The organism is Photobacterium pectinilyticum (assembly GCF_024357955.1).
GTDB lineage: Bacteria > Pseudomonadota > Gammaproteobacteria > Enterobacterales > Vibrionaceae > Photobacterium > Photobacterium pectinilyticum.
The window spans coordinates 1-12,323 of record NZ_JANEYT010000002.1 but is presented as its reverse complement, the minus strand read 5'-3'; the positions used below and the strand labels follow the sequence as shown (position 1 = coordinate 12,323).

Below are 12,323 nucleotides of genomic sequence, written 5' to 3'. Positions count from 1 at the left end.
ATGTGGCGTTTTTCAAAACTGTGAGACGTTCGACAGAACGGCGCTTCAGTATTAGGACTACTGGCGACGCATCGCGTTGAAGAACTCATCGTTGGTCTTGGTCATCGATAACTTATCGATCAAAAATTCCATGCTGTCCGTTTCACCCATTGGGTGGACAATCTTACGCAAGATCCACATTTTCTGCAGCTCGTCAGTCTTCGCCAGTAGCTCTTCACGACGGGTACCAGAACGATTGAAGTCAATCGCCGGGAAGACACGCTTTTCAGCGATCTTACGAGACAGGTGCAGTTCCATGTTACCTGTACCCTTGAATTCTTCGTAAATAACTTCATCCATCTTAGAACCGGTATCAACCAGTGCTGTTGCGATGATGGTCAGACTACCGCCTTCTTCTACGTTACGTGCAGCACCGAAGAAACGCTTAGGACGGTGAAGGGCGTTGGCATCAACACCACCGGTAAGTACTTTACCTGATGATGGGATAACGGTGTTGTAAGCACGCGCCAGACGGGTAATCGAATCAAGCAGGATGACAACATCTTTCTTGTGCTCAACCAGACGCTTGGCTTTCTCAATCACCATTTCAGCCACTTGAACGTGGCGTGATGCCGGCTCATCAAAGGTCGACGCAACCACTTCACCCTTAACCAGACGCTGCATCTCGGTTACTTCTTCCGGACGCTCATCGATTAGCAATACCATCAACTCACACTCAGGGTGGTTGTGGGCGATGCTCTGGGCGATATTCTGCAGCAACATGGTCTTACCCGCTTTTGGCGGAGCAACAATCAAGCCACGTTGGCCTTTACCGATTGGCGAAGCCAAATCAAGAACACGTGCCGTGATGTCTTCGGTTGAACCGTTACCGCGCTCCATGCGCATACGCTCATTGGCGTGCAGTGGCGTCAGGTTTTCAAACAGGATCTTGTTACGCGCGTTATCAGGCTTATCGTAGTTAACCTCGTTTACCTTCAATAGCGCAAAATAACGCTCACCATCTTTTGGCGGGCGGATTTTGCCGGCAATGGTATCACCAGTGCGAAGGTTGAAGCGGCGGATTTGGCTAGGAGAAACGTAGATATCATCTGGACCGGCGAGGTAAGAACTGTCTGCTGAGCGGAGGAAGCCGAAGCCATCTTGAAGGATTTCTAGAACACCATCGCCAAAAATGTCCTCACCACTTTTCGCATGCTGCTTGAGAATCGCAAAGATGATGTCTTGTTTTCTCAAACGCGCCAGGTTTTCCAGTCCTAAGCTTTCGCCAAGCGCAACCAACTTTGAAATCGGTTGGTTCTTCAGTTCAGTAAGATTCATAGTGGTGGGTTTCTTGTCAGTCAAAATTGGGGTTCTATGTTAATTGAGATAAAGCTGACCAAAGGGGCTGGTCAAGGAATGAACGAATTTACAATTTACGTGCAATAAGTTAGCACTAAAGATCTCATCCGTCTAGCATAGACGCAAGTCAAACCATGCACAACGAGAAATTGTGCACGGTTCGAAGCAGAGTTGCTTATAGGTTCGCGTCTAGGAACTCTTTAAGCTGGCTCTTTGACAGGGCACCTACTTTGGTTGCCGCTACGCTACCGTCCTTGAACAGTAACAGAGTTGGGATACCACGGATACCGAATTTTGGTGGTGTCGCTGCGTTTTGGTCGATATTCAATTTACCGATAGTCAGCTTACCTTCGTACTCATCCGCGATTTCATCAAGAATTGGGGCAATCATTTTACAAGGACCACACCATTCAGCCCAAAAATCGACTAGTACCGGGCCTGCAGCAGCAATTACATCGCTATCGAAACTTGCGTCTGTCAGCTGCACAATCTTGTCGCTCATCTTCCACTCCAATGGTTGATTTTGTTAGCTGATTTGATTTTAACCAGCAAATCGTTGTCCTATTTGAATGGAATCCGTTTCGTATTGCAACCCTAAGCTGATATTCTATACGAATGAAGACGACTCACATCACAGAGCAAAAATTTGCCGACCTGGGTTTAGACCCTCGGGTTTTACAAGGATTGGAAGCGAATAACTTCCATAATTGTACGCCTATCCAGGCGCTGGCATTGCCGGTAGTGCTCTCCGGCCGTGACATTGCTGGTCAGGCTCAAACAGGCACAGGGAAAACCCTGGCTTTCCTGACCGCGACTTTCAACTACCTGCTGCTAAACCCAGCAAAAGAGGATCGCAAACAAAACCATCCTCGTGCCATTATTATGGCACCAACCCGTGAACTGGCGATCCAGATTTACAACGATGCCAAGCCAATGCTTGAAAGCACCGGCCTAAAAGCAGGTCTTGCCTACGGCGGTGAAGCATACGAGAAACAACAGAAAACCCTCGAAGCAGGTGTCGATATCTTGATTGGCACCTGTGGCCGTATCATTGATTTCTACAAGCAGCGCGTGATCGATCTGCGCTCTATCCAGGCTGTGGTTTTGGATGAAGCTGACCGTATGTTTGACCTTGGCTTTATCAAGGACATCCGCTTCTTGTTCCGTCGCATGCCTGCTCCGCAGGAGCGTTTGAACATGCTGTTTTCAGCGACCCTATCGTACCGCGTCAAAGAACTAGCCTTCGAACACATGAACTCGCCTGAGAGTGTGGTTGTCGAGCCAGAGCAGAAGACCGGTCACCGTATCCAGGAAGAACTATTCTACCCATCGAACCAAGAGAAGATGCGCCTGCTTCAGAGCTTGATCGAAGAAGAATGGCCAGACCGCGCTATCATCTTTGCCAACACCAAGCACCGCTGTGAAGACATCTGGGCTCACCTAGCGGCTGATAAACACCGCGTTGGTTTGCTAACTGGTGACGTCCCGCAGAAGAAGCGCGTTCGTATTCTGGAGCAGTTCACTCAAGGTGAAGTGGATATCCTTGTGGCAACCGATGTCGCGGCCCGTGGCCTGCACATTCCACAGGTAACCCACGTATTCAACTACGATCTACCTGACGATGCCGAAGATTACGTGCACCGTATCGGCCGTACTGGTCGTGCTGGCGCCAGTGGCCATTCAATCAGCTTTGCCTGTGAACAATATGCCATTAACCTGCCAGCGATCGAAACCTACATCGAGCACCCTATCCCGCTGTCGAAATATGACTCGGAAGCCTTGCTAGATGACCTACCACCGGCAGTTAGCGTACCTCGCTCACCACGCCAAGGTGGCAACCGTCGCAGTGGTGGTGGTTCACAGCGTCAAGGCCAGTCGCGCCAGCGCAGCCGTCGCCGTCCGCCGCAGAACAAGCAGCAGTAAAAGATAGATATGCCTATGGAAAGAACAGTATCGCCCTTGTATGCCGCCATTGACCTTGGCTCTAACAGCTTCCACATGTGGATTGTCAGGGAGGTCGCAGGCACCGTCCAGACCCTGGCCAAGATCAAGCGCAAAGTCCGCCTGGCAGCCGGCCTCAACAGCGAAAGCGAGCTGAGTATTGAGGCAATGCAACGGGGGTGGGGCTGCCTCAGCATATTTGCCGAACGCCTGCAGGATATTCCGGCAAGCAACATCCGTATTGTCGGGACTGCCGCACTGCGCACTGCCGTCAATGCCGAGGCCTTTCTTTCCAAAGCCGAGACTATCCTCGGCTACCCGGTTGATATCATTCCAGGCGAAGAAGAAGCCCGGATCATCTACCAGGGAGTTGCCCATACCTCAGGCGGTTGTGGCAAACGTCTGGTAGTCGATATTGGCGGAGCCAGCACCGAAGTGATCATTGGCGAGGGGTTTGATGCCAGCGCCCTGACCAGCCTGAAAATAGGCTGCGTGACCTGGCTTGAGCGCTATTTCAAAGACCGCTACCTCACCGAGGCCAACTTTGATGCCGCCATCACGGCGGCCAAAGCAGCTATTGCCCCGATTGTCGAGCAATACCAGACCTTAGGCTGGCAAACCTGCGTCGGTGCCAGCGGTACCGTACAGGCCCTGCAAGAAATCATGCTGGCACAGGGGATGGATGAAATCATCACCCTACAGAAACTCAAGCGGATGCAACGCCAGGCCATGCAGTATGAGCGCCTGGAAGATCTGGATATCGAGGGGCTGACCCTCGAGCGTGCCTTGGTATTCCCTAGCGGACTGTCTATCCTTATCGCGATTTTCGAGTCACTGGGAATCGAGTCGATGACCCTTGCCGGTGGCGCACTGCGCGAAGGCATGGTGTATGAAATGATGAGCCAGATGCGCCACAACAATGTCCGTGAGCGTACCTTGCAAAGTCTGCAGACCCGCTTCCAGCTCGACAGTGTCCATGCCAGCAATGTCAGCAACACAGCACGGGCCCTACTTGGCAGCTGCCAGACAGAATGGAACCTGGAGTCACAAGCCCATTACCTGCTGGATGCCTGTACCGCCCTGCATGAAATTGGCACCATGATTGAGTTCAAGAAAAGCGGTGAACATGCCGCCTACCTGATCCATCATAGTGACCTACCCGGTTTCACCCGGGCCCAGAAACACCTGATCGGTGAACTGCTACGCCGCTACCGCGAAAACCTGACCAGCCTACCAGAGCAACACGCCCTGTCGGCCCAAAGTGCTACTCGCCTGCTGCGTCTGCTGCGCCTGGCCGTGATGTTGTGTCACCGCCGTGACAGCAGCCACCAGCCGCCGTTCACCCTGACGACACAGGGCAATACCCTGAGCCTAACACTGCCAGCCAGTTGGCTGGCTACCAACCCGCTGACCGATGCCGAACTGCAGCAAGAAGCCACCCGCCAAAGCGACATGGGCTGGCCGCTGACCATCATCGCCAGCGAGTAACCCGCACCACTGACAAAAAAAAGCACCCTGAGGGGTGCTTTTTTATTATCTGACCGTTTTTCTTTGGCGCAGAGTTAACAACCACTAAACCCTACATTTAGTTTGTGATTCAAACGCCGGAATTTTACTCGGGTTCAAAGAGAAATCATCATCAAACTCTCACCTCTCTTAATTGCCCGTCTTTGGCGCAGGGATTTCGCTTCATAGCTAAGAGGGCGCGCGGAGTTGATAACCATCAATGAGCACGACCGATAACGCTATGGAGCGAAATAACCAGTCAAAGGCCGCAATTAGCCAGTGATGCCGCTGTGACGGAGCAAAGCATCAATGCTCGGCTCACGACCACGGAAACGCTTGAACAAATCCATCGGCTCCTCGCTGCCGCCGCGCTCTAGGATGCAATCGAGGAAGTCTGCACCGGTCTGGGTATTGAAGATCCCCTCCTCCTCGAAGCGCGAGTAAGCGTCCGACGACAGTAGCTCGGCCCACAGGTAGCTGTAGTAACCAGCGCTATAGCCACCGGCGAAGATATGACTGAAACTGTTCGGGAAGCGACCAAACTCTGGGCTTGGGACCACCGACACGCGGGTCTTTATATCCGCCAGGGTATCCAGTACTTTGGCACCGACTTCTGGGTCATACTCGGTGTACAGGGTGAAGTCGAAAAGACCGAACTCAAGCTGGCGTAGGATCCCCATTGCTGACTGGAAGTTCTTCGCCGCTAACATCTTGTCCAGCATGGCTTTCGGCAATGGCTCACCGGTCTCGTAATGGCCGGAGATAAAAGCCAGTGCCTCTTCTTCCCAGCACCAGTTCTCCAGGAACTGGCTTGGCAGCTCTACCGCATCCCATGGCACACCGTTGATACCCGATACAGCGGGTACATCGATCTGGGTCAGCATATGGTGGATACCGTGGCCAGTTTCGTGGAACAAGGTGACCACTTCGTCATGGGTAAACAGCGCAGGTTTATCGCCAACCGGCTTGTTGAAGTTACAGGTCAAGTAGGCCACTGGCGTTTGCAGGCTGCTATCCTGACGGGTACGGCGAACCATACACTCATCCATCCAGGCACCACCACGCTTATGCTCTCGGGCATAGAGATCAAGGTAAAAACTGCCGCGCAATTGACCTTGACTATCGAAGATATCGTAGAACTTCACCGACTCATGCCAGGTATCGACGCCGGTACGTTCTGTGACAGCCATACCGAACACGCGCTTCAGCACTTCGAACAAGCCGGCAACGACTTTCTGCTCAGGGAAATAAGGTCGTAGCTGCTCATCAGAAATGCTGTAGCGGTGCTGTTTAAGCTTCTCGGCGTAGAAGGAAAAATCCCATGGCTCCAGTTGCTCGGCACCAAACTCGGTACTGGCATATTCACGCAGCTCTGCCACTTCACGCTCGCCCTGCGGCTTGGCGCGGCTCGCCAAGTCATTCAAGAAGCCAAGCACCTGCTCCGGCGTTTCCGCCATTTTGGTCGCCAGTGATTTCTCGCTGTAGGTATTGAAACCTAACAGGCGGGCAATTTCATGGGTCAACTTGAGCTTCTCGGCAATGATCTCGCTGTTGTCCCATTTGCCGGCATTCGGCCCACGGTCGGAAGCGCGGGTCACGAAGGCTTCATACATTTCCTGACGCAATTCGCGGTTTTCGCAGTAAGTCATCACCGGCAGGTACGACGGGATATCTAAGGTAAACAGGTAGCCTTCCTGCTCCTTAGCTTCGGCTGTGGCCTTGGCTGCCTGCAACGCCGACTCCGGTAAGCCACCCAGCTCGGCCTCATCGCTCACCAGCTTGCTCCAGCCCATGGTCGCATCCAACACATTATTGCTGAACGTCGATGACAACTCAGACAAGCGCTTGCTGATCTCACCGTAACGGTGCTGCTCTTTGGCTGGCAGGCCAATGCCCGATAATTCAAACTCTTTTAGCGCATCTGTAATAGATTTTTTCTGGGCTTGGCTTAGCTCGGCAAAGCTATCATCGGCTTTAATCGCCTTGAATGCTTCATACAGGCCCTTGTGCTGACCAACCCAGGTACCATAATCCGACAGCATCGGCAGGCAGCTCTCGTAAGCTTCGCGCAGTTCATTGCTGTTTTTCACTCCGTTGAGGTGGCCGATAGGTGACCAGATCCGGCTCAGGCGATCATCCGTTTCGGATAGCGGCACGCAGATTGTCTCCCAGCTTGGCGCCGTATCAGCGGCCAGAACTTGCTCCACTGCAGCCCGGCAATCAGCAATCGCCTGCTCGACAGCAGGTTTGACATGTTCGGGTTGGATAAGCGAAAACGGAGGTAGATCCGTCATCGACAGTAATGGGTTAGTCATGCGCAATTCCTTAAATTAGTTGTCCTTTATTAAATGCGTCTTGAACAGCGTAAATTCAATCCTTTCATCGCACTAAATCGTAACGCCGCACTCTTATTTTAACCTAGGATTAACATCTCAAGCATGAAAGTCATCACGGTTGCTGGCTATTCCTCGCCAATTGGCGATAATACTGACCCAATTTATCCCTATTCTGTCGAGATCCCAGCCATGCTGAGCTACCGCCATAGTTTCCATGCCGGCAACCATGCCGATGTGGTCAAGCACATTGTCCAGAGCCTGATCCTGGATGCCCTGAAACAAAAGGACAAGCCGTTCGTCTACCATGACACCCACTCCGGTGTTGGCCGTTACGATCTTCAGGATGAGCGCAGTGAAAAAACCGGTGAGTTCAAACAAGGTATTGCCCGGATTTGGCAGCGTGACGATATCCCGGCAGAAATTGCCAGCTATATCGACGCGATCAAGGTACTGAACCAAGGTGATGAGCTGCGCTACTACCCAGGCTCACCAAAAGTTGCCCGCGCCCAACTCCGCGAGCAAGACCGTATGGTCTTGACCGAGCTGCACCCGAGTGACTTCCCACTGCTTCTGCAAGAATTCCGAGGCGACCGCCAAGTACGCATCTACAAAGAAGATGCGTTTGCCCGCCTAAAAGGCAGCTTGCCACCGAAAGAGCGCCGGGGTGTGGTACTGATTGACCCACCGTACGAGCTCAAGCACGAGTACATGGATGTGGTTAAAGCAATCAAAGAAAGCCATAAGCGCTGGGCGACCGGCACCTATGCGATCTGGTACCCGGTGGTTTACCGCGAGAATATCGACAAGATGCTCAAGGGTCTGGAAGATCTGGGTATCCGCAAGATTTTACAGATCGAGCTGGGTGTCGAGCCCGATACCGAGGAGCGCGGCATGACCGCATCGGGCATGATCGTGATCAACCCACCTTGGAAACTGGAAGGCCAGATGCAAGCCATTTTACCATGGCTGAAAGAGGCCATCGCACCAAACCACGGCCACTGCAAAGTGGAATGGATTGTACCGGAATAAATGCAAATTATCCGGTAACAGCTTGTAAGGCGGAGGTTTATCCGCCTTCTTTATACCTGCTAGTTTTTGTTCCAACTTTCTCGATCCCCCCCTCTCGTAACTCTTCCCATTCTTGATTACACTAGGACAAGCACAGCAGGAGCTGTTACTAAATCAAAAAAATAGTGGAGTAAAGTCATGGCAAAGCATTTTGATTACATCTGTATCGGCGGCGGCAGTGGCGGTATTGCCTCGGCAAACCGTGCGGCTATGTACGGTGCCAAGGTGGCACTGGTCGAAGCCAAGGCACTGGGTGGAACCTGTGTCAATGTCGGTTGCGTGCCGAAGAAAGTAATGTGGCACGGCGCCCAAATTGCTGAGGCTATGCACCTTTACGCCAAAGACTACGGTTTTGACGTTGATGTCAAAAGCTTTGACTGGGGCAAACTGGTTGAGAGCCGTGAAGCTTACATCAGCCGTATCCACACCGCTTACGACAACGTGCTGGGCAAAAACAAAATTGATGTGATCAATGGTTTTGCTACGTTTGTCGATGCAAAAACCATTGAAGTAAACGGCGAGCACTACACTGCAGATCACATCCTGATCGCCGTCGGTGGGGAGCCAACGATCCCGAACGTACCGGGCGCCGAGCACGGTATCGACTCAAACGGCTTCTTCGAGCTCAACGAGCAACCTAAACGTACTGCTGTTATTGGTGCTGGTTACATTGCTGTTGAAATTGCCGGCGTACTGAGCGCACTGGGTACCGATACTCACCTGTTCGTCCGTAAAGAGTCGCCGCTACGCAGCTTCGACCCGATGATCATCGACACCCTGGTTGAAGTCATGGACAAAGAAGGCCCAACCCTTCATACCCACAGCGTACCAAAAGAAGTGGTCAAGGAAGCCGATGGTTCGGTTACCCTGCATTTCGAAAACGGTGAGTCGCACAATACCGATTTACTGATTTGGGCAATCGGCCGCAACCCGACAACCAGCAAGATCAACCTGGCGGCAACGGGCGTTGAAACCAATGACCGTGGCTACATCAAGGTTGACGAGTACCAGCAAACCAACGTTGAAGGCATCTACTGTGTTGGTGACATTATGGAAGGCGGTATCGAACTAACACCTGTTGCTGTTAAGGCCGGTCGCCAACTATCTGAGCGCCTGTTCAATAACAAGTCAGACGCCAAAATGGACTACAAGCTGGTTCCAACCGTGGTCTTCAGCCACCCGCCAATCGGCACAATCGGCCAGACAGAGGCTGAAGCCATTGCCGAGTTTGGTGAAGCAAACGTCAAGGTATACCAATCGGGCTTTACTGCCATGTATACCGCAGTTACCGCACATCGCCAGCCATGCAAAATGAAACTGGTTTGCGCCGGCCCGGACGAGAAAGTGGTTGGCCTGCACGGTATCGGCTATACCGTTGATGAAATGATCCAAGGCTTCGGTGTCGCGATGAAGATGGGCGCAACCAAGGCGGACTTCGACTCAGTTGTGGCTATCCACCCTACTGGCAGCGAAGAATTCGTTACCATGAGTTAATTGACGGCATTTAACGGGTGCGCTGATATGCAAAGTCTATCAGTCCATTTGAACGATAAAAAAAGGAGCTCTTTGAGCTCTTTTTTTGTTGACGGAAGCACAGCAAATAGCAGCATATCATTCAAATTGCTCAGGAATAACCAGCAGGATCCTTCACCATAACTATCATTCAATAGCGAATAATAATGAATAAAACCGCATATATTGGCTAAAATAATTCCATTTCACGCTGAAAAACGGTAATCTTGCCCGTCCTGATTATGGAAGATCAGTGAATATTTATTCCAAAGAGAATAAAGCATTTATTTACTCTTAACTTATCAATCAGTTAAAGGCCAAGTATGCAGGATCAGGTTATTTCCCAAAGCGGTAAGAAGAATCCATGGCTCATGTTCGCTCTACCGTCACTTCTCGGTGTCTTCCTTTTCATGGCACCTGTCAGTTACCAGGATTCACTGACAATCCCTATTGCTATCCTGGCTAAATCTGTCCAGGCCGTATTCGGTGATATGCTTCCAGCCATGGTGACCTTTGTGATCGCCCTTACCGCTGTCGCATCGATTGCCACCAAGCTATTAAAGCCAAAAGCGGTGCTAGAGAGCAGCTTTTTGAGCGGCCTGCTTAACCCGTCTTTGCCTTGGTTCGTGGTCCAGCAGTTGGGCGCAATTTTTGTCGTAATGACCTATTTCGGCATCGGCCCTGAAATGATCCACCACGGTGATACCGGTGGTCTGGTACTCAATGATCTCTTACCGGTTCTCTTCTCTGTTTTCCTTTTTGCCGGTTTACTATTACCCCTGTTGCTTAACTTTGGTTTGCTTGAGTTTGTTGGTGCCCTGTTCACCCGGGTTATGCGCCCGCTGTTCAACCTTCCGGGCCGTTCGGCAGTGAACTGTATTGCTTCATGGTTGGGTGATGGCAGTGTCGGCGTACTGATGACCAGCAAGCAGTACGAAAGCAAAATCTACACCGAGCGTGAAGCGGCAGTTATCGGTACCACGTTCACCGCGGTATCGATTACTTTCAGCCTCGTGGTCATTGCTCAGGTGAACCTGGAGCACATGTTTGCCCCCTTCTATATGACAGTCTGCTTGGCTGGCCTAGCTGCCGCAGTGATTGTCCCTCGCCTGCCACCGCTATCGTGGAAGAAAGACCGCTATATCGATGGTGAGCCAGTAAAGGGGGACATTGAAGCCCTACCAGAAGGAAAAACAGTGGTTGGCTTTGGCCTTGAGCAAGCACTAGAAAAAGCGTCGCAAGTAAAGAGCCTGCGTAGCATGGTAGTTGAAGGGGTTAAAAATGCGATTGATATGATCTTTGGCGTGCTGCCTGTGGTCATGGCGATCGGTACCATTGCTTTAGTCATCGCCGAAAACACGCCGGTATTTAGCCTGCTGGGCCAACCGTTCATTCCGTTTTTGGAGCTACTGCGTATTCCTGAAGCAGCTGCAGCTTCTGAAACCATCGTTGTAGGCTTTGCCGACATGTTCCTGCCATCGATTCTGGCCTCGGGCATTGAGAGCGATCTGACCCGCTTTGTGATTGCTGCCATGTCGGTGACCCAACTGATCTACATGTCTGAAATCGGTGCGCTACTGATCGGCAGTAAAATCCCGGTCAAGCCGTGGGAGCTATTCATGATCTTCATCCTGCGTACCTTGGTGACCCTACCGGTTATCGCGATGATGGCACACATTTTCTTCTAACAGAAAGCCATTTTTTAATTCACAAAGCCAGCGCTTTTCCCGCTGGCTTTTTTATTACCAGTTTCGCCAGCCCCTTCCCTCAGCCACCTTATCGGACCGCCCCGAGATATACCCTAAAGGGATATAACCACACAAGCAGCAGCATTATTGAGCTGTTAATCACGTTAACCCTCATAAGTTGTTGAATGAAAGAGGTAAAAGCTCTATATATCTGCACCGCTCAGAGCACTTTAGCGCTGACACAGAAAAATAAAATAACAACAACACTTTGCATTAAGGAAAAACGATGCAGTTTAAATACTCAGCTATTGCAGCTTCTATGATTGCCGCCCTATCGCTAACGGGCTGTGGCAGTGATTCATCCGATCCCTCTACCCCCCCCTGTGTCAGCATGGTTGTCGCCTTAGAATTTAATTCATTACGGAGACAAATATGCCTAAACCCTCAATTGACCTAGAGATTAAAGAACAAGGTCGAACCTGGTTACTCCCACCATACAGCTACTCCTTGCGAAGAGTGGCTAACGAACTTAATGTTGGCCATGCGACAGTTCATAAATGGAGAGACCAATTGAAGAAAGAAGGCTTGCTAGACGAAGAAAGTTCAAATCAAAACGCTATGTTCCCTTAAGTTGTTGCTACACTTAAAGTAGGCAGCAACTGGAGGGAATTTTTATGCTCCAAGCTCACTTTCGTAAATTTGTCACCCAACTGGCGGAACTCACCGATAGCCAATCTACTCATATTACAATGTTGCTCAAGGGGACAAATCCAAGTTCCCATATCATCAAGGACTTAGAGCAGCGACTTGTCGATAACCCTGAATGCCCTCACTGTCATAGCTCTTTGATAAATCGTCACGGAAAAGTGAACAGCATGCAACGGTATCGCTGTAAGAATTGCTTGAAAACCTTTATGGCTACGACAGGGACACC

At 51.1% G+C, this 12,323-nt stretch carries 10 protein-coding genes; 7 read left to right on the top strand and 3 right to left on the bottom strand.

All coding sequences use genetic code 11. The features are described 5' to 3' along the window. Nucleotides 1-57: 57 nt before the first annotated feature. Entirely contained in the window at nucleotides 58-1,317 is a 1,260-nt protein-coding gene (gene rho, locus NHN17_RS01060; protein ID WP_255040248.1) for a transcription termination factor Rho, read from the bottom strand. A 196-nt stretch (nucleotides 1,318-1,513) separates the two neighbouring features. Continuing rightward, nucleotides 1,514-1,840, bottom strand: coding sequence for a thioredoxin TrxA (trxA, locus tag NHN17_RS01055; protein ID WP_107349672.1), 327 nt, complete (start codon nucleotides 1,838-1,840; stop codon nucleotides 1,514-1,516). A gap of 113 nt (nucleotides 1,841-1,953) precedes the next feature. Between trxA and rhlB the strand changes: the two genes are divergently transcribed. Together rhlB and gppA are read left to right on the top strand one after the other, a co-directional pair. Beyond that, on the top strand, nucleotides 1,954-3,261 hold the full coding sequence (rhlB, locus tag NHN17_RS01050) for an ATP-dependent RNA helicase RhlB (protein ID WP_255040247.1): 1,308 nt from the start codon (nucleotides 1,954-1,956) through the stop codon (nucleotides 3,259-3,261). Nucleotides 3,262-3,276: 15 nt separating this feature from the next. Then, nucleotides 3,277-4,767 (top strand): guanosine-5'-triphosphate,3'-diphosphate diphosphatase, encoded by a 1,491-nt coding sequence (gppA, locus tag NHN17_RS01045; RefSeq protein ID WP_255040246.1) that lies wholly within the window; start codon nucleotides 3,277-3,279, stop codon nucleotides 4,765-4,767. Between the two features lie 290 nt (nucleotides 4,768-5,057). On the opposite strand, the gene prlC is transcribed toward gppA, so the two are convergent. Then, nucleotides 5,058-7,100: an oligopeptidase A gene (gene prlC, locus NHN17_RS01040; RefSeq protein WP_255040245.1), complete on the bottom strand. Its 2,043-nt coding sequence runs from the start codon at nucleotides 7,098-7,100 to the stop codon at nucleotides 5,058-5,060. A gap of 210 nt (nucleotides 7,101-7,310) precedes the next feature. On the opposite strand from prlC, the gene NHN17_RS01035 reads away from it, so the two are divergent. From NHN17_RS01035 to NHN17_RS01015, 5 genes are all read left to right on the top strand, one after another. Then, nucleotides 7,311-8,150: a 23S rRNA (adenine(2030)-N(6))-methyltransferase RlmJ gene (locus NHN17_RS01035; RefSeq protein ID WP_255040417.1), complete on the top strand. Its 840-nt coding sequence runs from the start codon at nucleotides 7,311-7,313 to the stop codon at nucleotides 8,148-8,150. A 177-nt stretch (nucleotides 8,151-8,327) separates the two neighbouring features. Continuing rightward, entirely contained in the window at nucleotides 8,328-9,683 is a 1,356-nt protein-coding gene (gorA, locus tag NHN17_RS01030) for a glutathione-disulfide reductase (protein WP_255040244.1), read from the top strand. A gap of 341 nt (nucleotides 9,684-10,024) precedes the next feature. Further along, a complete protein-coding gene (locus tag NHN17_RS01025) occupies nucleotides 10,025-11,389 on the top strand; it encodes a YjiH family protein (protein WP_255040243.1) in 1,365 nt (454 codons plus the stop codon). Nucleotides 11,390-11,821: 432 nt separating this feature from the next. Further along, nucleotides 11,822-12,019: a hypothetical protein gene (locus tag NHN17_RS01020; protein ID WP_255040242.1), complete on the top strand. Its 198-nt coding sequence runs from the start codon at nucleotides 11,822-11,824 to the stop codon at nucleotides 12,017-12,019. A 44-nt stretch (nucleotides 12,020-12,063) separates the two neighbouring features. Continuing rightward, nucleotides 12,064-12,323: IS1/IS1595 family N-terminal zinc-binding domain-containing protein (locus NHN17_RS01015; RefSeq protein ID WP_444964450.1), on the top strand; the 260-nt coding region annotated here is incomplete at its 3' end.